The organism is Nocardioides hankookensis (assembly GCF_042658885.1).
Classification (GTDB): domain Bacteria; phylum Actinomycetota; class Actinomycetes; order Propionibacteriales; family Nocardioidaceae; genus Nocardioides; species Nocardioides hankookensis.
Genome location: NZ_JBHSRJ010000005.1, coordinates 509,893 through 532,856 on the forward strand (window position 1 = coordinate 509,893; position 22,964 = coordinate 532,856).

A 22,964-nucleotide genomic window follows, 5' to 3' on the forward strand; every position below is an offset into this window, starting at 1 on the left:
CCACATCTGTCGCCTAGAAGAAGGCCCACCCGATCGATCGAAGCCCGTGGTGGCGAAACCCGGCCGACCCCATCAAGCCTCACCCCCGGCGACGGTGATCCCCCGGGACCACACCGGGAGCTCACCCTTCCGGAGGACGCCGACCAGCTCAGGAACCAGCTCGTCCCGGTCGCCGCACAACCAGCGGCCCAGACGCCGGCCGTCGCAGGTTTGGTTCCACCGGCGCCGGCATCAACTGGCCGACCTCCCACCACTCCAAACGCGGAGCCGGCAGCAGCAGCCCCGCGTCATCGAGATAGATCACGTACGTCAACCGCCGCCGAGCGCGCGGCCGCGAACGTCGTGATCCCACTCCAGCGCGAGCCCCCGGTGCGGCGGAGTTCGCCGGCCAGGCTGCTGCGAATCGCAGGTCGTACGCCACCAATCGTTAGAACACACGTTCGATACGATCGGTGGTGTACAACTCCTCGCCACCTACCGTCAGCAGGACGACCCCACCGCGGAGTCTCGCACCGTCACGATCGAGGCCGACCACTACGACACTGCCTGGCAGCGAGCCTGTGATGAGGAGCCGGCCGGCGAGAAGGCAGCGGGGGAGAGACTGACTACGTCCGCGCGCTCGGGTGAGCCTGCGGCCGCCTACCGCTCGCGCTCGCCGGGGGTGCCGAACCGACGCATCCAGCGGAGAGATGGTGTGGTCCGCCGCACCTATGGTTGGCGTCAAAGGTCAACGATCAGGGTTGGCGTCAAAGGTCAACGATCAGCCAGCTGGTATGGCCGAGAGTAGAAGGATGGTGGCGAGCCCCCTCGATAAGTTGCCCGCCGGCGACAAGGGTTTCGCGGTCAAGACCGCGTGTCGATTACCTACTCTCGGAGCTTGAAGCGCGGCTGCCGCGGACGAAGGCGAGATCAAGTCGACCAGCCTCGCGGGTTTACGTCTCGCGCGGGATCGCGAGCCACTCCGCCCAGCTGAGATCGATACCGACGAAGCGCGGGCGCTCGAGCGGCCAGTCGCGCTCGATCCACGAGGGTATGAACGCGTTCAGTGCGGACTCCACCGGTGTTCCGACGTATTCGTCTCGCACCCACCAAGAAATATCGGCGTCTGCGCCGGCCTTGTCGGTCGGATCGATGTAGCAGCACCCGATCAATTCGGTCTCATCAGCGTCGAACACGGCATAGTTAAAAGAGGCGTTTGCCTGCGCTTCGTCCCAGTGATGCTGCAGGTCGTCGCGGTCCTGCTCGGCGGTCATATTCTCTGGCGGCCAGCTCCAGGCGGCCCCGTAGATCGACCAGAGGCGCTCGCGGGAGCCCATCACGGCGGGCATGTCGAGTGAAGTGTCGTCCGGATGGATCGGACGCAGGTGGTGCCCGGTCGGCAACTTTGCCCGGAGCGGGTGACGCCAACCAACCGGAAGCCAGGTGAGGTCGTTCAAAGTGGGTCCTGTTCTCGAGACTCCCAGGCGGGGAGGCAATTGCCCGGATCGTCGGACTTCGCGGGAGAGGGCAACCTTCGGTTGCGGCGATCGTGAATCGATGGGATTCCCCCGGGAACGGCTCGGTATCGCGGCCTGGGCTCGCTTGCCCGGTGATCCAGCGCCAAAGCTCGAGACAGGTCAGTCTCGAACAGCTTCGGTAGTGGGGAACAGCTTCAACGTGTTCTCGCCACGGCCCGGCGGGTCTGTTCGGCCCTCCGCTCGATGCCGTCGAGGAGGAGATTCAGCCCAAAGGTGAATTCGTCGTCGCCCGCGTCGCCGTCCTCCAGCGCTCCTGAGTCCAAGACGGCCCGTACGGCGGGCATGGCTCCGTCCGTGAGCACGGCGCGCAACTGGTCCGCCCAGCTGTCGGCCGCGGGTCCGCTCAGGTATTGAAGGGAAACCTGCACGCTGCTGCGAACGTAGCCATCGACGGCCAGCAACGAGGATGCCACTTGCTGGGGACCCAACCCCGTGGCCTGTAGTGCGATGAAGCCGGCCTCCATCCAGCCGACGGAGTAGGGACCGACCGGCGGCGAATCGAGTCGGATCGAGAGCGCCCATGGGTGGGCCAGGAAGCGGCCTCCCTCCGCCCGGGCCCACGCCGCCACCTGTGAGCGCCATCCCTCCGTCCGGTCGAGCTCAGGCGGCTCACCGAGTGCCTCATCGACCATCACCTCGAGCAGGTCCTGCCGCGAGTCGACGTACCTGTAGAGGGACATCGTCGTGAATCCCATCCGCCTCGCCAATGCAGCCATCGTGACGGCGTCCAGGCCGTCGGTGTCGGCGAGGTCGGCGGCGGCCGTTGCGATCGCGCGCACGGACATCGCCGGTTTCGGGCCGCGCCGCACACCATCACGCTGGCCCCACAGCTCCCGCATCGCTCGAGACAGGACAGCGGCGTGGCCTCCTGACTGCTCCCGTTCGACGCGCATCGAGACCTCCTCGGGGACAACTCTTTACAGGTTGCATCGTAGATGCTTAATCTGCGTATTACATAAATCATTTATGCCATATACAGAAAGTGAGACGGCCCCCGATGTTGGAGCTCAGTGCGCCTCGTGCCGGCCGACGGGAGTGGGTTGCGCTGAGCGTCCTCGCCCTGCCGCTACTCCTTGTCTCGATGGATGTGTCGATCCTCTACTTCGCCGCCCCCGAGATCAGTAAGGACCTTGACGCGAGTCCGACACAGCAGCTGTGGATTTTCGACGTCTACGGCTTCGTGCTGGCCAGCCTGTTGATCACCATGGGAGGCGTCGCCGATCGGATCGGGCCGCGTCGGCTCCTTCTGATCGGGGCCGTCGCATTCTCCGCGACGTCCCTCGCGGCGGCGTACGCCGAGAGCGCAGCCCAATTGATTGCGGCTCGTGCGCTCCTCGGGGTCGCTGGTGCCACCCTGATGCCTGCGACCCTGTCGACCATCCGAACGCTCTTCCTCGACGAACGGCAGCGTGGAAAGGCCATCGGGGTCTGGACCGGAGTGATCACCGCGGGCGTCGGACTCGGGCCGGTCCTCAGCGGCATCCTGCTCGCCCACTTCTGGTGGGGTTCGGTTTTCTTGGTCAATATCCCCGCGATGTTGCTCCTCTTGGCGGTCGGGCCTGTCCTGCTCCCTCGCGGCACGACGCGCCCCGGTGAAGGTCTCGACCTCGTGAGCGCGGCGCTGTCACTGGTCGCTGTGCTGGCGACGGTCTACGGCATCAAGGCCTGGGCGCTGCATGGGACCGACATCCGTTGGATCTTGTGCATCGGTGTCGGCCTAGGCCTCGCAGTGGCGTTCGTTCGTCGTCAGCTGCGGCACCCGCGCCCGATGATCGATCCGGCGCTATTGCGCAACCGGGCGTACCGGACAGCGCTGGCCGGCAACACCGTGTGTTCGTTCGCACTGATCGGCAATGCGGTCTTCATGACGGGCTACCTGCAGCTGGTGCTGGGCTACAGTCCGCTCGACGCCGCGCTGTGGAGCTTGGTCCCGACCGTCGGAGTCGCGTGTGCCGCACCGTTCGCGGCGGCGCTCGGGCAGCGGTTCGGACGCATCAGGGTCGCGGCAGCTGGACTGGTGGGGGGTGCCGCCGGCTTCATAGTGCTGCTTGCCGTCGGCACCGACAGCCTCCTGCTCACCCTGGTTGGCGCGGGCGTGCTCGCCGCGGGACTCGTCACCGCGTTGTCTCTCTTCGGCGAGCTCGTCCTCGGCGCCCTCGACCCAATGCAGGCGGGCGCTGGATCTGCCCTCTCGGAGGCTGCGAGCGAGCTCGGTGGTGCGCTCGGGATCGCGATCCTTGGCACCATCGGTGCCGCGGGCTACAAGGCGTCCATCGCGCTGCCGCCGCCGTACGCCGGAGGACCTGCCTCCGAATCGCTCTCGGGTGCGGCCGGTGTGGCCGCTCACCTGCCGGCCGCAGCGTCCGAGACGGTCATCGAGGCAGCGCGAGTGGCCTATGTGCACGGCCTTCACCTCGCCGCACTGGTGGGAACGTGTGTCCTGTTGGCGTCGGCCACCGCGCTGCTGCGGCGCCCGACCTTCTGACGGGAGTCTTCGGAAAGGGCGTGACGGCGCCATGCGCTCGTCGAACTACTCCGGCTACGGTGCGGTGGCTGCCCAGACGCCTCGCAGGAAGTGCAAGTCGGTGCCAGCGGTGGCTGCCAGGATGACGCCCCCAGCCGGCCCGATCCGGCCGGTAGTCGCGGAGTTACTGGCGGGATTCTGCGGGTCGCCCTGCCGGTAGACCTCTAGGGAGTCTTGGTCATAACCCAATGAGAGCGCGATGAACACACAGATGTGACCAGGGGCGGCCGTCGGATTCCAGATGCTGCCCCCGCACTGCGGGGGTTTCACTCCTTCCTGAGTGACGACCGTGACAGGCAGACCGTTGGCATTCCGCAGGCCGGGCGAGATGTCAGCTGCACTGGCGACGCCGGCAGGACTGCCTTGGGGAGCGGTGAGGTAGAACGAGCCGCGGAGCGTGACGCCGGATGGCACGTCCCCGGTGACAGGCCCAGCCGGCCCGGCAGGTCCGGGTGCACCAGCTGGACCTGCTGGACCCGTGGCGCCAGGGCGCGGAAGGGCCGAGTTGGCGAGGTCATTGCTCGTGATGGTCTTGTTCTTGACGTCGGCCGACGTGATCGTGTTGTCCTTGATCTGCTTGCTCGTGATCAGAGACCCGGCCACCGCTCCACCGCTGCCCGCGAACGCGACCGACAGGGCGACAACCGCGACGAGTGCAGCCGTGGATCGTGGCAGGCGACCTCGGCTCGATGTGTGCTCCGGGCGGCCCGTCTGGTCCTGAGCGGATGTAGTCATCCAGTGAGGCTCGCTCGACGCGGTGGGAACACGATGGGAGTCAGGGCGGGCGAACCCATCCAGCGCCTCGGTGCCGCGCTCGCGTGTCCGACAGGGCGCGGGACTGGCGACAAAGGGAAAGGTGTGCGAATCATGGGACCCGCTGCAGGCGGTCGGATTTCTCCGGCGATGATCCAGGCACTCTGATAGACGATGGCAGTCTGTACTGCGGTGCACGTCCAGCCGACGTGAGGCTAGGGGGCCACCAGGTGGCCCGGCGCCGGGCCGAGCGCGCCGCCCCGCCGAAGAGCGCGGCCACGCAGGTCTCCCCGTCGGCGCGCAGGCGCACCGGGTCGAGGCTCGCCCCCGAGCGCGAGTAGCGGTCCAGCTCGACCGTGTGCACGAGTCGGTCGATCGCGCCGACGGCCTCGGGAGCGATCGCGGGGCCGTGCGCCGGGCGTTCGACGGTGTCCGGTCCGACGGGGGCGCCGAAGTACTCGACGAGCACGGCCCGGGTCGCGCGCGGCGACCGGTCGCGCGGCCAGGGGAGGCCGAGGTCGACGGCCGTGTCGCGCAGCTCCGCCCAGACCGGCTCGGCGAGCCCGGACGCGAGCCGGCGCTCACGGCGCCGTGCACGCAGCGTCCGGGGCAGCAGCAGGCCACCGGCGACGAGCAGCAGCACCGCCAGGCCGCCCAGCGTGGGGATCCACGGCACCGACGAGCCGCCGCTGCTCTGGTCGTCCGCGGCGGCGGCCGCGGACTCGGTGTCGCGCGGCCGGTTCGGCTGGGTCGGCGCGGAGGAGCTCTGCGAGGCGGACGGCTCGTCGGTGGGCTCGTCCTGCGGGTCCGAGCCCGGCTCGGTGTAGCTCGGCACCTCGTCGGCGCGACCGGCCGGGGTCGGCTCGAACCGCACCCACCCGGCGCCGTCGAAGTAGAGCTCGGGCCAGGCGTGCATGTCCTTGCTGGAGTAGACCCACTGGTTGGGACCGTCGGGGTCGGGGTGCAGGAAGCCGATCGCGACCCGTGCCGGGATCCCGAGCTGGCGGGCCATGACCGCCATCGCCGACGCGAACTGCTCGCAGTAGCCCACGCGGCCGCCGGGGCCGTCGGAGAGGAACTCGACGAGCGCGTCGCTGCCGTTGCCGTCCGGGCCCTGGGCCAGCGAGTAGGTGAAGCCGCCGTCCTCGCGGAACCAGTTCTGCAGCGCCACGGCCTTCTCGTACGGCGTCTCCGCGCCGTCGGTGACCTGCACGGCGAGGTCGTGCACGATCGGCGGCAGGTCGTCGGGGAGGTCGGTGAAGATGTCGCTGACCTTGCCGGTCGGCGAGCCGGCGTCGGCGAGCCGATCCGAGCTGATGTCGAGGTGCACGGCGGTCATCGAGTAGTCGAGGGCCGCGGTGCTCAGGTCGTCGTCACCGGCGATGAAGTCCATCGTCTTGTCGTCGTAGCGCCAGTTGCCGTCCGCGACGACCCGGCTCACCGGAGGCAGCGTCGGCAGCCACCGCGAGTCGAAGGCCGGGAGCACCGAGACGTCCCACGGGTACTCCTTGCGGCCCACGTCCGCGGACACGCCCGCCGGCGGCGGCATCAGCCCGTCGGCGAGGTGCTCGGCCGGCACGTCGCGGTTGCCGGGGCTCCACTCGGAGTCGCTGAAGCGGGTCAGCGTCAGGATCCGGAGGTACGACGGGTCGGGGTCGTTCGTGGTCACCTGGACCAGCGGGATGTCGTCGCCCTACTTGAGGTCGCGGACCAGGTCGGCGGTCGGGTTCTCGACGCGGATGTCGTCGCCCCCGCCCTGGCCGGGCCCGAAGTCGAAGAGGTGCAGGCCGGTCGCCGGGATGAGCACGGGCACCAGGACGGCGAGCGCCGTCGCGGCGCCGCCGACCAGGCCTGCGGTGCCGCGCACGGTGTTGGCGCCGGCCGACCAGGCGATCGGGTCGCCGGTCTCCTGGTCGAGCCCGAGCGGGCGGCCCCAGCGCGACACCTGGTCGCCCTCCTGGAGGAAGAGGAGCGCCAGGTAGCCGGCCGCCGTACCGGCGAAGACCCACCAGCTGACGCTGTCGCCGACCATGCCGACCGGGACGGTGAAGACCGCCAGCAGCGGCAGGCCGGCCAACGAGGCGCGGTGCAGCGTGCAGGCCAGCAGGTCGACCAGCAGCAGGCACGCCAGGCCGCCGACGATCAGGAGCGGGTCGACAGGCGGTGCCTCGGTCGGCACCGGCGCCGCGAAGTCCTGCGAGCTCGCGACGGCGTCGCGGAACGCATCGGTGAGCTCGGTGAAGGCGCCGCCGACCGGCACGGGGGAGCCGGTGAGCAGCAGGCTGGTGAGGATCCCGGTGACCGCGAGCTGGAAGAGGAGCACGACCGGGGCCGGCCACCGCCACCACCGGGCCGCGGTCCCGGTGCCGGCCACGACGACCGCGAGCAGGAGCAGCGGGTTGAGGAAGCTGCCGGGCGTGACGGTCAGGTCGCGCCAGGCCGACATGGCGAGCCAGGTCGTGCCGGCCGCCACGGCGGCGAAGAGGAGGTTGGCGCCGAGGTGGCCCCGCGAGCGGTTCACGCCATCAACCCTCAGGCAGACGCCCGGGAGTCTCACGGGAGTGCGGCTTGAGTCCCATTCTAAAGCCGAACCTCGCTCGAGATATCACGCTGCGTTCTGCCGAGTGCCGACCCTGCACCGTCTGAGGTCTCCCGGAGGTTCACCACGACGTTCAGGAACCCTTTATCTCTCGTGCGCGCTTCCAGGGCAGTGCGTCGCTGACCAAGGCCGTTGATCGATTGTCAAATGGATGAGCCATCGTTCCGGCTCCGTGTTCAACACAGTCCTCGTCGGGTGACAACCATCGCGGCACATTACCTCGTCCTGACGACTGAAAGGGGTGGCCTCATGAATGAAGCTCGAGCCGTGACCGAGGAGACGCGCGCCACCGACGGTCGTTGGCAACGTACGACGGACTTCGAGGAGTTTGTCGCGGCGCGGTCGGCTGCGTTGTGGCGGAGCGCGTATCTGCTCACGGGTGACGTTCACAAGGCTGAGGACCTGCTGCAGATCGCTCTCGTGAAGGCATGGCGGCGCTGGGACACGATCAGCCGGCGAGACGCGAGAGAGTCCTATGTGCGCGCAGCCCTCACGACGACGTACACCGACTGGTGGCGTCGCCGTTGGAACGGCGAGGTGCCGACGGCGAGCCTCCCGGACAATGCTGCCATGGGCCGAGGCGAGACCGCGGGTGTCGACGTGCGGCGCGACGTCCTCGCCGCGCTGGCCCGGTTGCCGCGTGGTCAGCGCGCGGTCGTGGTGCTGCGCTACTTCGACGACTTGACCGAGCAACAGACGGCCGATGCGCTCGGCGTTCGTATCGGCACGGTGAAGAGTCAGACCTCTCGGGCTCTCGCCACGCTACGCACATCTCCCTTGTTCGCCACTGAGACCGGAGACATCGCATGAACGAACACGACCAGCTTCGCGACCTCCTGGAGCGCGCCGCTCCCGAGCGTCCGCATCTCGACCCTGGCGCTCGCACCGACGCCGTCGTTCGAACCGGACGCGCAACACAAAACCGCAGTCGCGCTCTGCTGGCAGGGCTGGTTGCGCTCTTGCTCGCCGTTTTTGTCGTCGTGCCGCTGTCACGCGGCGACGATGCTTCAGAGGTCGCCCACGACACGGTTTCGCCCGTGGCTCCGTCGTGCCCGGCTCGCGCGATCGACGTCACGACGCTGCCTGAGGTGCCCGCTCTCGGCGGGGTGGTCGCGGTGCGAAGCTGCCCGGCGACATGGTCTGGGTCTTCGTTGGACGCCGGACGCAGCCCCGAACCCCTACCGACCTCACCGCTTCTCGGCAGTGTTGCTGCGTCGTTCGCCGGCGTGGTAACCGGGCTCCCCGCATACGTGCTGCCCGCAGATTGCATGAGCGTGAGCGTGATTCCGGATCCGTGGGCGTTGCAAGTCACGACGACCGACGACAGGACGTACGTCCTCGGCAGCACCATGCGCAGCTGCAGTGCGGTGAAGATCGACGGGGTGGACCGCGGCGTCGAGGTGATACTCGACGCCTTCACCAGCTCGCTAGAAGGTTCCGGCGATGACACTGGGACGATCGAGACACCGTGACTCTTCTCGGGCGCCTCATGATCGCGCGCGGATCGGCCTAGCTGGTGCGACGGTCAGACGCCGGATCGTTCCAGGCTTCCCTTGAGGGCTGCGATGATCCCGAAGGTTGCCTTCGAACGGCCGAGAGTTCGCCAGACGGGGACAGAGTCGTAGATGTGGTGCAGTGCCTCGTGGTGTGGTCGGCACAGCGGCACCAGGTCGTCGAACCTCTCGGCTCCGAGTCGGTCGTAGGTGACGTGGTGCAGGTCGGCATCGCGCAGTGTCCAGAGCCTTCCACAGACGGCGCACTGCGGAGCAGCGCCGTCCCACAATGCATTGGCACGGCGCCGCCACTCTTCGGCCCAACGCTGCCGGCGCGCGAACCATTGCGGAGAGCGCTTGTAGGCGTCGTACGCGGCCTTGCGGACGGCCTGGCCGCGGGACCAGACGACGTCGTTCTGAGCGGGCCTCATGCGCGTGGGCCCTTACCACTCGAGCACGCGATGTAGCGGGTCGTGCTGGCCTCCATGTGGTCTCCACCCGTCGGTTCCGTCTAGTCACGGCTCAGGCTCGACACACCCTCAGGGAACCCACCAGATGCGTGGGCGGGAGTGAGGGCGCACGCTAGGGGGCGCCGATGGCAGTGCGCGGCAGGGCGACACTTGAGCGAACCGATCGCCGCGTCGTGGCGAACAGATGGTTCGCACTCTCCTCGGCCAGACACTGCTGAAGGAGACGCGAGTCCCATCGAGCTCCCATCGGGCCATCGGGGCACATTGCTACAACGTCCCAACAGGTCGCCGGGCGGTTCGGCGCAGCACACCAGGAGACACGACGTGATCCCCAGCTCAACCATTTGTCAGGACAGTCCCCCGACGGGCCGCGCACGCGTGACCGCGGTTGCGCCGACAGTTCTCACCGGTCTGCTCGGTGCGGCGCTTGCCGCGTCTGTTTTGGTCGTGTCTCCCGCAGAGGCTGCTTCTGCGCTCGGTCCGGTTGTCGAAGCCTCTTCCTGCACAACCAACAGCAGTGGTCTTGCCAAGGACGTGAAGATCATGGTCACCAAGGCCAAGACCGTCTCCGCCAAGCGTCTCAGCGTTGAGCACTACGTCGGGGCCGAAGTCGTCACGGTTCGCGTCAAGCTCGCCGTGACCGCCACCGGCACGGGCACCGGCTACGGCAGCGCCGATGCCTGTCCCGGCGGCGTGTCCAACCCGCAGACGGTGACCAAGCCGATTACGTGGAAGGGCACCAAGACTGCAAAGGGCACCTACACCGCCTCCGCGAGGTCCACCAAGAAGGCCACCAAGATGGCCATCCGTGGAGCGACCAAGTACGCGCGTGCGACAACCCAACGTGCCTTCATTGCCGCCACCACACGCACGGTCGAGAACACGGCGCGCGACCTGGCCTGGGCCGCCTCTGAGGACATTGATCCAAGTCCGACGCCGAAGGCAAGTGAGCGTTCGTGTTGGATCCTCTTGGGGTGAAGCGCGTCGGCACTCGTCGCCCCACCGCGCACCTGACAGCTGGAAGACCGACAGGACCTTGGTGCCGGCTGCTGGTGAGGAGCACGCTCCGAGAACAACGTCGGGCTGCCCCGCTGTGCTCCCGACGCGTTCCCACCACGGCTGGGAGAAGCGTCGCTCCGTCAACCGCCTCGGAGAGCCGTCACGTTGTCCCACTCGCGTGATGCGGCCTGGGGTGTTCGACCTCGCTATGCGCGGTCGCCCGGAGCGGGTCCATCGCTGAGTCCCATGGACCACCTGGCCGCGTGGGCCAGCTCGGCAGCGCCGAGCGCGACCATATCCAACTCATCTCGACAGCAACTGCGGGTCCGCTGGAAGCGAGGAGACCGTTGTGGCAGATCATGGCGCAGTCCGAGTCCGCCGGTGGCGTGAGCCCCGTCCATCCCCTCTCGGGCGCCTCGTCCTGCGACGCCGTGGCTCAGCTGTGCTCGGACTGGCGCTACTGCGGCCGGGCCGGGATCTTTATCGCTGTCGCTCTATGACCCGCGAGCTCGTGACCCGTTCGGACGTGGCGGGCAGCCGATGAATGCCATCGAGGACTGGTTCGAGTCGCAGTCAACGACCGTGACGGCCGCCGTGCTCGCCGGGGGCAACAAAGCACTCGTGGTGCGCCCCATCACCTTGGCCGATGACGCGCCGGCGCCAGCGGTGCTGTGGCTGCACTGGCTCGGGCACAACCGTAACGACTGTTCACAGTTCCTGGCGGAGGCAGTCGCTCTGGCTGGTCGAGGCGTGATCTCGGTCCTCCCGCAGGGGACGTTTCCTTGGAGCCGCCGGCCACAAGGCACGCTCGAGGATGTGGTGGCGGTAACGGCGGAGCTCGAGCGCATCCGCACCGCTCTTGCCTACCTGCGCGCGCAGCCGGCTGTCTCGCCGGATCGTATTGCGATTGTCGGCCACGACTACGGGGCGATGTACGCACTGGCGTTACGTGACGACGACGTGCGACTCGTGATAGCTGCTGCGCCCGACTCGAGCTGGCCGCACTGGTTCCTTAAGTACTGGCCTGCTCCCGCTGTCGTGGACAGCAGCTATCAAGAGGAATTCGAGCGGTTTGACCCGTTGCTTGGTGCGGCACATCTCGGCTCGCGACTGGTGCTGCAGTGGGCCGAGGACGACGACTACGTTCCGAGGTACGCGTCCGATCTGTATTCGTGTGCCGCGCCCGAGTCCACCGCACGCTCCTACCCCTATGACCACGAGCTCGGTGATGCTGCCGTCGCGGATCGTCTCGCGCTGCTTCGGGATGCGCTGGGCATTGCCTGACGAGAGACGGACGCCGTGACCGGTACCGCGCCCATCGGGCAGCAGTCAGCGTCGGCGTGTTCCGATCGCCACCGCCAGCGGATGCGACAGCTCGAGGCGCTCGTGCGCCTCTTCGGTGCCCGGCAAGATCTCCGTGGAGTCAGTGCGCTTGCCGATCATCTCGAAGGCGGCGTCAGGTGGTCCGTCTGATCGAGAGGACGACACCTCGTGGCGGTTTGCTCAGCGACGCCACCCAAGGTCGCGGTGGCGCTGTTGGAGCAGCCACAGGGACTGATAGGTAGCGACGCGATGCTCCACGGTCGACTTCGTGGTCAGTGCAGAGACTAGGCCGTGGACAGCGACGTGATGAGCTCGACACAGGGGAGTCAGGCTCTCGAGTCGGTCGGGTCGTTTCCCGGCGGGTTGAGCGTGGTGCAGGTCGCCAGTGCGAGGGGTCCACAGGCGACCGCAGACTCGGCAGGACGGGGCGCTGTCATAGCGCCGCTTCCAATCCTCGGCCCACAAGACGCGCTGGCCCGGTCCGTTGATCGGGTACGCCGGGCTCGCTGAGCGAGACCATGTGGCGTGCCAACAGGTGGCGGACGCTACGCCGCTCCTCGACTCTCCGTGCTGGTCGATTGACTCAGGCAACGCTGGCTCCGGTTTGTTGACTCGTGCGGCTGTGACGCAGGCGGCGGACCATCGCTCGACCGGGGCGCTCGGCGGCGCCGCGGCGCAGTTCGTCGGTCGCCGTGAGCGGATGCTCAAGCGTGCCTGACAGGTCCGGGAGACCGCGGGGACCTTCGTGGGAGGCTCGCCGGGGAGCCTCCTGTCGTCTCGGCGAGGGGGATGCCACTCGGCATGCGATGGGCGCCCTCCCGGCCCGCTCCCGCCCTGTTCCCGGCGATCGGCTGGAACGTGTGCTTGCTATCGACATTGTCGGCCGGTCATTGCATCGGTCGCTCCCCGCAACCTCGAACCAAGGAGCACTCTCCATGTCCGATGCGCCCCAGTTTCGGGACGGCCCGTACTCGACGCACGTGCCCCAGACCGTGACCCCCACGGCAGGCGGGCTGAGCGCTCGTTTCATCGCCCGCCTCATCGACTTCGTTCTGCTTGCGATCGTCAACGCTGTCGTCGTCGGCGTCGTGCTGGTCGGTGCGGTCCTCGGCGAGTCCGGAGGAATGGTGATGGGCGCCGATGCGTCGAGCATCGTGGCGAGTGCCGTGGGTGCCGTCGTCGGCGCCCTGCTCAGCCTGGCCTACTTCGCGGTCCTCGAGTCAGGGGGACGGCAGACGGCCGGGAAGTGGCTGATGAAGCTACGGGTGGTCGATGCGGCTGCCGGTGCTCCGTCGGTCGAGCAGGCGATCCGCCGCAATATCTGGGTCGCGTTCGGCGTCGCCGGCGTGGTTCCGATCATCGGTGGCATCGTCGGCGGCCTGGCGCAGCTCGCCGCGATGGTGCTGATCGCGATCGGGATCAACGACGGCAAGAGTGGTGGTCGCGGATGGCATGATCGATTCGCCGGCAACACTCTGGTGGTCGTCGCTGCGAGCAAGCCTGAGTCTTCCTAAACGAAGGCCGGTCGATTCGTGCGGCGGTGTGTTGGGAGGGCCGCCACTCCTGAAAGGCTGGCGTCGTACCACGTCGTCGTGGCGATGGAGAGTCTGGGCGCGTTCAGACAGGGCCGCTGGTCATCGACAAGGGGTCAGGGGCATCCGCCGGCACGACGAAGTGGATCGAGGTCCCACTGGCGGAACTGACAATCTCCAGGGTGCCGCCCAGGTCGGACGCCCGCTCGTGCATCGACGCCAACCCGACGCCGCGCGGAGCCGCCGGAATCATTCCGTGACCGTTGTCGGTGACGATCAGCTCGACACACCCATCGTCTCGATGACGCAGGTCGAGACCCACCCGGCTCGCGCCGGAATGCCGGACAGCATTGCTGAGCGCCTCGGCGGCGACAAGGCGAGTCGCGTCCACGACCTCGCGCGACGACAGCCCATTGAGACCACCGCTGACCACGACATTGGTCTGGGACGTCGCGAATCGTGCAGCGAGCTCCCGCAGCGCCTCCGCGAGGTCGACCACCGCGCTGTCCCCTTGACCGAACCGCGCCGTCAGTGCCTCGACGTCACTGAGCGCCTCGTCGAGGCCGTCGGCCGTCTCGAACAGCAGTGAGATTGCCTGAGCCGGGTCTCGATCGGCGATCCGGCCGATCGCGGCGAGCGCGTACTTGGCGCCTGTCAAGGCTGGCCCGAGTCCGTCGTGCAGGTCCCGCCTGATGATCCGGCGCACCGCCGCGCGTTCTTCGATCAGCTCCTCGCGCGCTCGATCGAGCGCGCGAGTGGACTCCATCAGCTGCCAGGCTGCGGCCAGGTAGCCGACGGCACCCTCGACGAGCTGAGCGGTCCGCGTGTCGAGCCTCTCACCGGCGCGCGCCGAGACCTCTAGGTCCGCGCGGATGTGCTCGCCGATGCGTATCGGGCAGGCGATCACACCTCCACGGGGTGCGCCGACGCTGACCACGAGGTCTCCACTGGTGCGGGCTCGAACCGCGACATGACCGAGTCGCAACGCTCTCTGAAGTTCTCCGCACATGATCCGCAGGCCTTCGAGGTCGGCACCGTGCCGATCGAGCCGGACGCTCAGGCTCGACAGGGTCACCGTGGGATCGGCGCCTTCGCCGTAGACCAGGTCGTCGACGAGACGTTGGGTCACTCGACGCAGCGGGAGCGCACCGGCCGCGATCATCAGCACCACGACCAGGAGTAGCAACTCGGACTGGTTCGGGACCAACGCCGACATGACAGCGACGACAACCAGGTATGCGATGACTCCCGCCGACGAGAGCAGCGTCCAGACGATCGCACGATCGACGTAGAAGGCCACTCCCCAGAGGCGCTGGCCGAGCACTACGACGAGGATCGCCGCGGACTTGACGACGTGCGCGATCGCCGGAGCAATAAGCGCGAACGAGAGCAACCAGGCCGGCGAGTCTGCACTTTCGGGGAGAGCCATGGCGAGGTAGGACAAGGTCAGGACGAGGTGTCCGGCCAGCAGCCATGCCTGGCCCGGCGACGACGAGCCACGCCGGTAGCGCAGAGCCAGGATCACAGTCGTCGAAAGGGCAGCGACGATCGCCAGAGCAGAGAGCGTCTCGTACGCGGGCGCGATGAGCCCTTGGTAGCTGGGGTCATGGATCGCCCACGGGTTGTCGATCCCCGGGACCCGCGAGACCTGGGTCATCGATGCCAGCGTCGCAAGCGCCGCCATCACGATCGTTGCCAGCACGACGAAGCGGTCGAGCCCCGGCAGCCGGTCGCGGCGCACCATGAGCGGAAGCGAGGCCATCGCGAATGTTCCCGGAACGAACGCCCAGCCAGCGAGGAAGGTGACGAAGCCCTCGAGCGGCAGCCCGTCGCTCCTCATGGCGAGCTGGCCGTAACGGATCCCGAACGCGGCCGCGGCAGATCCGACCGCCATGAGCGCCAGGACGATCCCGGCCGGGTGAGGACGGCGTGCCACGATCAACGCGCTCACGGGGGCGTAGACGAAGGCGGCTGCCACATCGACGGCGAACGCCGTGTTGCGGACCGCCTGCGGTGCTGGTGAGAGGAACACCTCCGGTGGCTCGCGTGGGAGATCATGCCACCAGGCCATGATCAGGGCGGCGCTGGTCAAAGCCCAGGCCGTCGCCCAGATCGCGTGGGCGGCCAGTCGGCGACCCGTACGCGGGTCTTCTTCGCTGCTCACCGGCGCACCACCACTTCAACCCCTTCGTCGTCGGGCAATCTGCGGATCGTCAGCACCAGCTGAGATGCGTGCCGCTCGGTTGCCTCACGCAATCGCTCCCGGGTGGCCTGAGACAAGGACCGCCCGGGCATGCCGACTCGCACACGCGCCGAATGCTCGTCCACGACGAGAGTCACGTCGACGCCGGCGTCAAGACCGAGAATCCGCAGCTCATCGAGCAGATCGGACAGCACCAGGTAGAGCGTCCGCTGGGTCGCTCGATCGAGCTGCTCAGCCCCATCCGCGCGGAGGACCCCACGGTGCGATACCCAGGGTTGGCCGAGAAGCTCGTCGATCGCCGCACCCAGGTCGCCGTCATCGAGTGCGCCGGGCAACATTGCGTGGGCGATCCTCCGGACATCCGCGGTCGATCGGGTCAGTCTCCGTGCAGTGTCATCGAGCTCGGGAATCAGCCGGGGATCACGGTCGAGGCTCTCAGCCGCGTCGCGCAGCTCACTCGCTATGCCGCGGACGGCGGGGACGACCAGCTTGCGGAGCTCGCGGGTCATCGCGCGACGTTCCGCGTCGCGGGCGCCCTTCACGCGCAGTCGCATCTGCTCCGTGCCGCGGTTCAGGTCGGTCACGGCGAGCGAGGCGGCCAGAAGGCTCCGGATCCGATCGATGTGCGGCAAGACCTGTTCGACATCGCGGCCCTCGTGCACCCGGACGATCAGGTGTCCTACCGTGCGCTCGTCGGACCACAGTGCGACCGTGAGCTCCGAGGAGGACCTCTCCGCCACCGTCGACCCACCGTCACGCAGGATAGCGACATGTGCGACGTCCCATCCTCTGCGGAGCGCGTCGCAGATCCGGTCGAGCGCCTCGGGTCCTCCTGACGGGTCGGCACCGACTTGACGCGCGACAGCGATCATCGTGGTGGCCGGATCGACTCGCCCGTGACCGTCCCCGCGTGAGTTGAGCGTGACCAGCGGCGAGTAGACGGCGACCAGCACAAGCGCAAACGTCGCCGATGCCCAAGCCTGCACGGTCTGTGTTCCCCCGCCGGGCTCGGGCGTCGACACCAGCAGGACGGTCAGCGCAACGCCACCGGCGATCACGCTCGCCTGTGCCCACGCAGCCAGGTGGACGTCTGCGTCGGGAACGAAGATCGAGCGCTTCCTGAGCACAGTCAGGCCTGCGGTAGGCGCGAAAACGAGGGCGAAGACTCCTAAGACTGCAGCTAGCGCCTGCGCGCCCGTCCAGGTCGCCGCGACGGCAGCCAGCAGGGTGACTGCCGGCGCAACGCACCTCACGGTGCCGACGTCCGCGATGCCCAACAACACCAGCGTCGGCAGCACTGCGACCAGCCACCACAGCTCGCCTGCGGGAATCGTCGCCAGCGACTGCGTGACGGCCAACGCGCCGCAGCCGCACGCACTGAGCATTGCGATACCGGCGAGCGCACGCTGCGACCGAACGATCCGTGCGGTGCAGGCGAGCAGAAAGGCTGCCACGACAGCCAGTGCCTGATCCCGGATGGGCCGGTCCTCGATCGCCCCGAGCACGACGGCGATGAGCGCCAACCCCCAAGGCGGCGACAACCACCAGACGGATGTCATGCGCATGCCCAGATTATGACGATCAGCCACGCTGACCGCCGGACAAGGCAGCGGATGGGTAGGCCGGGGACCTGACGCGAGGCGGCAGCCCGTGTCCCCCCGAACGTGGTTGTGCCCGCCTCCGCTGATCCAACAGACCAGCGGAGGCGGGCACGGCTCTCGACGTGCGGGCCCGGTCGCGATTACTCCAGGAACGCGTGCTTCACGGCCTCGAGAAGCGGGTTCGACTGAGTCCTCTCTACCCAGCCGTAGTTGAGGGTCCACAGGATCGCGCCACCGGCACCGGTGTCCTTGACCCAGTCGCCCTTGGCCTGGATCGACTGCTCGTCCTCGTAGGACAGGAAGCCCGCGGGTTGACGGGTCTCGTCGAGCGGGTAGTTCCGGTTGTGCGGTGGGACATAGCCGGCTTCGCCATACGTCTCGTAGGTGCGGTACGTCGACTGCGCCTCAGCATCCCAGTGTCGAGTGCCGTTCCGGGTGTAACCCATGCGATCGAGGTACCCGTATCCAAGTGAGTTGTCGTCGATTTCCCAGATGGCATTGCTGTCGGTGTTCTGCCGCGGGCCGGTGATCTCCGGACCCCAGTACACGCCGTAGAAGCCGATGCCAAGGCCGATCCGGTCGCGAGGCACTCCGGCTCTGACGTATGCGTCGACGCTGGAAGAGATGTCGACCGGGTGGGAGCTGGTCATACCGGTGAGCGCGCCGGAGAACCACGAATCCCATGAGGCCCCGTTCATCGTGGTGCCGGGACCATATGACATGAGGTTGTACTGGTCGACAGCCTTGGCGATGTCGGCCCGCCACTTCTCCGCCTTGCCATCCGGCGTCTGGTAGTTGGTGTTGAGCGCGTAGCCCGGGTAGGTGATGAGGGCAGGTGTCTGCGCGTAGCGTGCTCGAGTTGCGGTCTCTGCCCGGACGTCGGCGATCAAGGCCATCAGCCGTCGCTGCGCCTCGGCAGCGGGGACCGGGTGGTCGGGATCCGCTTCGCCGCAGTAGGAGGTGCCTTCCAGGCAGTTCTCCCAGTCAAGATCGACCCCGTCATAGTCATGTTCGACGAGATAGTCCACGATGTTGTCGACGAACTCCGGCCGTGACGCATCGGCGGTCGAGAGCAGGTAGCCGGTCCCGTCGTCACCGTCGCCGCCAACCATGAGCAGTGCCTTGGTACCGGCATCGTGGGCCTTGTCGATCAGGTAGTCCTCGACGCTACGGCCGCTGCCGTCGGGCGCAGTGTTGGGGCGGTGCGCGGATCCTCCGCCCGGCACGATGTCGCCGGGCTCGTACGGATAGCCCGGGTAGTCCGGATTGCCGGGTTCACCATCCAGCGATCCGCCTCCCGGTGCGACGCGCCCGAAGACGAAGTGCGTCATTGCTGTCATGTCGACGTCCTCGGGAGCGAGCATGTCGCCGACGTCCCAGTACCAACCGGCGTAGTAGCCCGTCACCCACGGTGTGTCCAAGGGCTCCTGGGTGGGGCTCTGCGTCGGAGACTCGGTGGGGGACTTGGTGGGGGATGCGGTGGGTGATTGGGTCGGGGATGCGGTGGGTGACTGGGACGGGCTGGCTACCGTTACCGTCTTGATCTTGCTCGTCCACGGACGCAGCCGCACCCGCTTGGACATGGTGTCGCCGTGGACCTTGCGTGCCACGCGCACCACCTTCGACGGTGCGAATACGCGGTACTGGGTGGTTGCGGAGGGGGCGGGGAAGACATAGGTGACACGTCCGGAACGCTTCGTCCGCTTCTTCTTCTGCACGACCCAGGCGGTGCCGGTCCGAGCCTGCAGCAAAGTCGGTCGAGCTACCCGCTTGATCGCCTTCTTGCCGTGGAAACGCGCCCGACCTTGGTTCGGAGCCTTCACCGTCATCGCAATCGGATCGGCGATGGTCGCACGCTCCGACGACGCACCGGCGGCTTGATCCCGAGTCGAGGCGAGGGCGGGTATACCCCCAGCCAGGATCAGCGAGACAATGATCAAGGTCGCCGTTCGGAGGCGGCGGACTTCCGACATGGAGCATTCCTCTCGGTCCTCGGTGGTGCTGGGCGCCATCTAGGGCGCGCTTCACAACGATGCTCCTGCGTGCTGGTACCTCGGTGGGAGACTGCCGGGGGCCGGACTCCCTGTGCGCTACCTCGGACGCCGACGAGAAACAAGTCGCAAGCTGCGTCGTTACGTGATGGCGCTTGGGCTCATCCGTCTTGCGGCCGACCGTTGATCAACCTGACGTCGGGGCGCTCCACTGGCGACAGGGCGGGCGCGCTGGCGTCGAAGGCAGTCAGTCCTGACCGAAGGAGCCACGTATGACACCCGCCGAGCTCGACACGTATGCATTGGTCGTCGTAGACGCCCAAGTCGGCTTCGACGATCCATGCTGGGGTCGGCGCAACAACCCCGCGTGCGACGACAACATCGCGCGTCTGGTGTCGGAGTGGAGTCGTCGGCGAAGAGCGCTGGTCTACGTGCGCCACGACTCCCAGGAGCCCGACTCTCCGCTGCGCCCGGACCGGCCCGGGAACCGGCTCAAGTCCTACCTGACAATCGAGCCAGACCTGTTGGTCACCAAGCAGGTCAACTCAGCGTTCCACGGAGCACCTGACCTGCACGCCTGGCTGATCGCGAGCGGAGCAGGCGGCATCGTGATCTGTGGCATCACGACCAACCACTGCTGCGAGACCACGGCGCGGGTCGGCGGCAACCTCGGGCATCATGTCCTCTTCGCGCTGGACGCCACTCACACGTTCGATCGACGTGCTCCTGACGGAGCCGTGTGGAGCGCTGACCAGATCGGTCGCGCCACTGCTGTCAACCTGCACGGCGAATTCGCCGACGTCGTGACCACAGTCGACTTGGTGTCGAGCGAGCCGACGCAGCTCTTGCGTCCCACCGTCTGAAGTGCGGTCGCGCGTTCACTCGATTGAGTCGACCGCGATCGTCGGGGCCCGCCTACTGAAGTCAGTCTCGTTGTGCCCGGCATTGTCGGGACATGTGCCTCTGTTCACTGGGCCGCTTGCTTGACGAAGACTTGGCCGACTGATGGCCTGATGTGTGACCTCGCTTGGTTGCGCACATGCGCCGCTCAGGTACGGCCGTCACCACGAGGAGGAACCATGCGCGCGGCGCGCACTCTGCTCGTCGGTGTTCCGAGCCGAAGCGGCGCCGTAGCTGTCGCGTCACCTGCGCTCGCGATGGGCCGAGGTCGACAGTCGTTGCTGCTGTGGACCTCGCGTCCTTGGCTGGTCGTGGGAGTCGCAGTCGCAGCCACGTCCTGGATGCTTGCCCTGACCGCCGTCGTCCTGCTGCTGGTGGACGGATCTGCCCCAGGTTTTCTCGCGTATTGGGTTATGGATGTCGTGACAGCATGCGTCTATGGAGGCGCGTGTCTGTTGATGCTGCCTCGGTCCCGACACCCGGTCGTCTGGATCCTGGTCGCCGGAGCAGTCGGATGCGGAATCTCTGGCTTCTTGACCCAGTACCTCGGCCTTGCTCGGGCAGACACTGACGTTTGGGCTCCCGGGTGGCTGTGGGTGATGTCCGAATGGGTTTGGATTCCCGGCACCTACGCCTCGATCGCGGTCCTGCCGTGGCTCGTCTCGCCGCGGAAGGTGCCGCCCTGGGTCCACGGAGTGGTGGTGCTGGGTCTCGTTGCGGTCAGTTGGCGGGTGCTGGCCGAGCTGACTGCTTCCTACGTGGCTATCTCCAACCCGCTCGCAGTGATGCCAGATTGGTACTCCGATCTCACGGACTCGTTAGGCGTGTGGCCAGATCGTCTCTGCGTTCTTCTGTCCGTTGCCGGAGTAGCGCGACTCGCGTGGTTCCGATCGGTCGCTGGCGAGCAAGGCCGTGGCTACGGATGGCTGGCCATGGGTCAGCTGTTCTTCGCAATCGCCTACATGCCGGTGGTTTTTCCGGCACCTGCAGGTCTCGAGGAGGTTGCGACGGACTTCTCTGGCGCCAGTCTGATCGCGGCTCAGGCATTCCTGCCAGGCGCGCTCTTGGTGGTCGTGCTCGGTCAGAAGCTCTGGGGTATTGAGGTGGTGGTCGACCGGGCGGTCGTCTGGCTGGCGCTCAGCGCTGCACTCGTGACGAGCTACCTCCTGGCCGCGTGGTTCGTCCAACAACGGTTGGCGACATCAGCCGACGTTGCCGCCATGGCTGCACTTGCCGTCCTGCTCGTTGCGTCGCAACCGCTGCGTACTTGGATCCAGCAGCGCGCGGACAGGTTGGTGTACGGAGCCGTCGACGATCCGGCTGCGCTGATCGGTTCCCTCGGCACTGTCGCAGCCAGCTCGGCGGATCGGGGAGGAATCGATGCCGTCGCTGTTGCTCTCGCGACGAGCTTGCGACTTGGCAGTGCCGAGATCCGAGACGCTGACGGCGAGACCATCGCAACCGCCGGCACAGTGGCCAGCCCGACAAGCGATGCGTACCACATCCCCCTGACGGTCGACTCGCGAGCGATGGGATCGCTGATCGTGACCGCTTCTCCAGGGCAGTCGCTGGATTCCCGGTCTCGGCGACTGATCGCCCAGGTCAGCGGTCTGATCGGCATCTCACTCGAGCTGGCCACCGTCAACGCTCGACTGAACGGTGCGACCGCCCGGCTCGTCGAGGTTCGACAGGAGGAGAGGCGGATGCTCCGACGCGACCTTCACGATGGCATGGGGCCGGCGCTCGCAGGGCTTGGCCTCGGTATTGCTGCTGTCGAGAAACGCCTCGACCACGACCTCGACGGGGCGCGTGATCTGCTGGCCGAGCTGAGGGCCGAAGTGTCGCGGCGCAGCCAGGACGTGCGGCTGCTCTCTCGCTCACTTCTGCCTGCTGCCCTCGACAACGGTGACCTCGGTGGTGCTCTCGAGGCGCTTGCTGCACGGTTCGAGGCGTCCGGTCTCAGGATCGTCGTCGACTACGGCCAGTTGGGAGAGCTGGACACCCATCGTCAGATCGCGATTTATCACGTGGCGGCCGAGGCATTGCTGAATGCGCAACGTCACGGAGGCGCCCGCGAAGTCACGATCAAAGTTGAAGGGGGAGGGGTCGGCGACACGCTGCTCGAGGTGATCGACGACGGGTGCGGGATCGATCCTGCGTCCAAGCACGGTGTCGGCCTGAGGTCGATGAGAGAGAGGGCGGACGAGCTACGCGGCACCTTCGAGATCAGTCGAGGTGGGGCTGGCCACGGCACACATGTCCGTATGGTGATTCCGTGACTGAGCTCCTCGCGGTGCGCCTCGTCGTTGTCGACGACCATCCGACCTTCCGGATCGGGATGGCCGCTCTGTTGTCCTCGATCGCCGGCTTCGACGTCGTGGGCGAAGCGGCGAATCAGGAACAGGCGGTCCAGGTCGTCCTGGACACCCACCCAGATGTGGTCATCATGGACCTCAACCTCGGTGCCGGATCCGGCGTCGACGCTACGCGAGAGATACTTCGACGGGCTCCAGGCATCGGGATCCTGGTCGTCACCATGACAGGCGACGATCACGCTGTGTTCACCGCCATCAGGGCTGGTGCTCGCGGCTACCTCCTCAAGGGGGCCGAGCCGGCTGATATCGAACGCTCGATCAGGGCTGTCGCTGGCGGCGGAATGGTGCTTGGTCCTGAGGTAGCCGGTGTGGCCTCCTCATACCTCACTGGTGCTCGTGCGGCCACCGGAGGTCCGTTCCAAGAGCTGACCGAGCGCGAGCGCGAGGTGCTAGAGCTCGTCGCTCGCGGACATGATAACGCCTCGATCGCTCAGGTGCTCGTGCTCACACCGAAGACTGTGCGCAACTACGTCTATGCGATCTTCGGCAAGCTCGGCGTCAACGACAGGGCGGCCCTCGTCGTCAAAGCTCGTGAGGCCGGGATCGGCGTGGACGGCCGCGCCTAGGCCATCCACGTCGCAGTAACGGCTCTGATGTGTGGCCGGCGGCAAGCCCCAACGACGAATCACACCGCCGAGCGGGATTGTCGAGGGACGCGTTCTCAGAGCTCGTCCGCGACGTAGA

At 67.3% G+C, this 22,964-nt stretch carries 17 protein-coding genes and 1 pseudogene; 9 read left to right on the plus strand and 9 right to left on the minus strand.

The window, feature by feature from the left end; translation table 11 throughout:
- Positions 1-932: 932 nt before the first annotated feature.
- A complete protein-coding gene (locus ACFPYL_RS17010) occupies positions 933-1,436 on the minus strand; it encodes a GNAT family N-acetyltransferase (protein ID WP_379156788.1) in 504 nt (167 codons plus the stop codon).
- A 215-nt stretch (positions 1,437-1,651) separates the two neighbouring features.
- Positions 1,652-2,410, minus strand: coding sequence for a TetR/AcrR family transcriptional regulator (locus ACFPYL_RS17015; protein WP_379156791.1), 759 nt, complete (start codon positions 2,408-2,410; stop codon positions 1,652-1,654).
- A 104-nt stretch (positions 2,411-2,514) separates the two neighbouring features.
- Between ACFPYL_RS17015 and ACFPYL_RS17020 the strand changes: the two genes are divergently transcribed.
- On the plus strand, positions 2,515-4,002 hold the full coding sequence (locus ACFPYL_RS17020) for an MFS transporter (protein WP_379156794.1): 1,488 nt from the start codon (positions 2,515-2,517) through the stop codon (positions 4,000-4,002).
- 54 nt (positions 4,003-4,056) lie between these two features.
- On the opposite strand, the gene ACFPYL_RS17025 is transcribed toward ACFPYL_RS17020, so the two are convergent.
- From ACFPYL_RS17025 to ACFPYL_RS17035, 3 genes and pseudogenes are all read right to left on the minus strand, one after another.
- Positions 4,057-4,776, minus strand: a complete 720-nt coding sequence (locus ACFPYL_RS17025) for a hypothetical protein (protein ID WP_379156797.1) — start codon at positions 4,774-4,776, stop codon at positions 4,057-4,059.
- Positions 4,777-4,906: 130 nt separating this feature from the next.
- Positions 4,907-6,133, minus strand: a complete 1,227-nt coding sequence (locus ACFPYL_RS17030) for a transglutaminase-like domain-containing protein (protein WP_379156879.1) — start codon at positions 6,131-6,133, stop codon at positions 4,907-4,909.
- Positions 6,134-7,351: pseudogene (locus ACFPYL_RS17035) on the minus strand (DUF3488 domain-containing protein); the annotation flags it as partial. It abuts the gene before it with no gap.
- 309 nt (positions 7,352-7,660) lie between these two features.
- Here ACFPYL_RS17035 and ACFPYL_RS17040 point away from each other — a divergent pair.
- Complete coding sequence (locus ACFPYL_RS17040; RefSeq protein ID WP_379156800.1) at positions 7,661-8,203, plus strand: SigE family RNA polymerase sigma factor; 543 nt, start codon at positions 7,661-7,663, stop codon at positions 8,201-8,203.
- Positions 8,200-8,865: a hypothetical protein gene (locus ACFPYL_RS17045; RefSeq protein ID WP_379156803.1), complete on the plus strand. Its 666-nt coding sequence runs from the start codon at positions 8,200-8,202 to the stop codon at positions 8,863-8,865. The genes ACFPYL_RS17040 and ACFPYL_RS17045 overlap by 4 nt, the downstream gene beginning before the upstream one ends.
- A 53-nt stretch (positions 8,866-8,918) precedes the next feature.
- Here the strand turns inward: ACFPYL_RS17045 and ACFPYL_RS17050 are convergent, their stop codons facing one another.
- The gene (locus tag ACFPYL_RS17050) at positions 8,919-9,317 is read right to left on the minus strand and encodes an HNH endonuclease (protein WP_379156806.1); all 399 of its coding nucleotides are present in this window, start codon (positions 9,315-9,317) and stop codon (positions 8,919-8,921) included.
- A gap of 363 nt (positions 9,318-9,680) precedes the next feature.
- On the opposite strand from ACFPYL_RS17050, the gene ACFPYL_RS17055 reads away from it, so the two are divergent.
- The 3 genes from ACFPYL_RS17055 to ACFPYL_RS17065 all read left to right on the plus strand — a co-directional run bounded on the left by ACFPYL_RS17055 (position 9,681) and on the right by ACFPYL_RS17065 (position 13,192).
- Positions 9,681-10,334 carry a hypothetical protein gene (locus ACFPYL_RS17055; protein WP_379156809.1) on the plus strand — a complete coding sequence of 218 codons (654 nt, stop codon included), beginning with the start codon at positions 9,681-9,683 and terminating at the stop codon, positions 10,332-10,334.
- A 561-nt stretch (positions 10,335-10,895) separates the two neighbouring features.
- On the plus strand, positions 10,896-11,639 hold the full coding sequence (locus ACFPYL_RS17060) for an alpha/beta hydrolase family protein (RefSeq protein ID WP_379156812.1): 744 nt from the start codon (positions 10,896-10,898) through the stop codon (positions 11,637-11,639).
- Between the two features lie 974 nt (positions 11,640-12,613).
- Positions 12,614-13,192, plus strand: coding sequence for an RDD family protein (locus ACFPYL_RS17065; protein WP_379156815.1), 579 nt, complete (start codon positions 12,614-12,616; stop codon positions 13,190-13,192).
- A gap of 103 nt (positions 13,193-13,295) precedes the next feature.
- Here the strand turns inward: ACFPYL_RS17065 and ACFPYL_RS17070 are convergent, their stop codons facing one another.
- From ACFPYL_RS17070 to ACFPYL_RS17080, 3 genes are all read right to left on the minus strand, one after another.
- Entirely contained in the window at positions 13,296-15,374 is a 2,079-nt protein-coding gene (locus tag ACFPYL_RS17070) for a sensor histidine kinase (RefSeq protein WP_379156818.1), read from the minus strand.
- Positions 15,371-16,978, minus strand: a complete 1,608-nt coding sequence (locus ACFPYL_RS17075; protein ID WP_379156821.1) for a hypothetical protein — start codon at positions 16,976-16,978, stop codon at positions 15,371-15,373. Before ACFPYL_RS17075 ends, ACFPYL_RS17070 begins: the two co-directional genes overlap by 4 nt.
- Before the next feature lie 176 nt (positions 16,979-17,154).
- Positions 17,155-18,987 carry a glycosyl hydrolase family 18 protein gene (locus ACFPYL_RS17080; RefSeq protein ID WP_379156824.1) on the minus strand — a complete coding sequence of 611 codons (1,833 nt, stop codon included), beginning with the start codon at positions 18,985-18,987 and terminating at the stop codon, positions 17,155-17,157.
- A gap of 290 nt (positions 18,988-19,277) precedes the next feature.
- On the opposite strand from ACFPYL_RS17080, the gene ACFPYL_RS17085 reads away from it, so the two are divergent.
- The 3 genes from ACFPYL_RS17085 to ACFPYL_RS17095 all read left to right on the plus strand — a co-directional run bounded on the left by ACFPYL_RS17085 (position 19,278) and on the right by ACFPYL_RS17095 (position 22,846).
- Positions 19,278-19,868, plus strand: a complete 591-nt coding sequence (locus ACFPYL_RS17085; RefSeq protein WP_379156827.1) for an isochorismatase family protein — start codon at positions 19,278-19,280, stop codon at positions 19,866-19,868.
- Positions 19,869-20,438: 570 nt separating this feature from the next.
- Entirely contained in the window at positions 20,439-22,184 is a 1,746-nt protein-coding gene (locus ACFPYL_RS17090; protein ID WP_379156830.1) for a sensor histidine kinase, read from the plus strand.
- Positions 22,181-22,846, plus strand: a complete 666-nt coding sequence (locus tag ACFPYL_RS17095; RefSeq protein ID WP_379156833.1) for a response regulator — start codon at positions 22,181-22,183, stop codon at positions 22,844-22,846. Before ACFPYL_RS17090 ends, ACFPYL_RS17095 begins: the two co-directional genes overlap by 4 nt.
- Positions 22,847-22,964 lie beyond the last annotated feature (118 nt).

Excerpts from the sequence above, each read along its gene's own strand:
- ACFPYL_RS17015 (WP_379156791.1), bottom strand. The coding sequence starts at position 2,410 with ATGCGCGTCGAACGGGAGCAGTCAGGAGGCCACGCCGCTGTCCTGTCT.
- ACFPYL_RS17060 (WP_379156812.1), top strand. The coding sequence starts at position 10,896 with ATGAATGCCATCGAGGACTGGTTCGAGTCGCAGTCAACGACCGTGACG.
- ACFPYL_RS17020 (WP_379156794.1), top strand. The coding sequence starts at position 2,515 with ATGTTGGAGCTCAGTGCGCCTCGTGCCGGCCGACGGGAGTGGGTTGCG.
- ACFPYL_RS17030 (WP_379156879.1), bottom strand. The coding sequence starts at position 6,133 with ATGACCGCCGTGCACCTCGACATCAGCTCGGATCGGCTCGCCGACGCC.
- ACFPYL_RS17025 (WP_379156797.1), bottom strand. The coding sequence starts at position 4,776 with ATGACTACATCCGCTCAGGACCAGACGGGCCGCCCGGAGCACACATCG.
- ACFPYL_RS17080 (WP_379156824.1), bottom strand. The coding sequence starts at position 18,987 with ATGTCGGAAGTCCGCCGCCTCCGAACGGCGACCTTGATCATTGTCTCG.
- ACFPYL_RS17085 (WP_379156827.1), top strand. The coding sequence starts at position 19,278 with ATGACACCCGCCGAGCTCGACACGTATGCATTGGTCGTCGTAGACGCC.
- ACFPYL_RS17050 (WP_379156806.1), bottom strand. The coding sequence starts at position 9,317 with ATGAGGCCCGCTCAGAACGACGTCGTCTGGTCCCGCGGCCAGGCCGTC.
- ACFPYL_RS17075 (WP_379156821.1), bottom strand. The coding sequence starts at position 16,978 with ATGCGCATGACATCCGTCTGGTGGTTGTCGCCGCCTTGGGGGTTGGCG.
- ACFPYL_RS17045 (WP_379156803.1), top strand. The coding sequence starts at position 8,200 with ATGAACGAACACGACCAGCTTCGCGACCTCCTGGAGCGCGCCGCTCCC.
- ACFPYL_RS17065 (WP_379156815.1), top strand. The coding sequence starts at position 12,614 with ATGTCCGATGCGCCCCAGTTTCGGGACGGCCCGTACTCGACGCACGTG.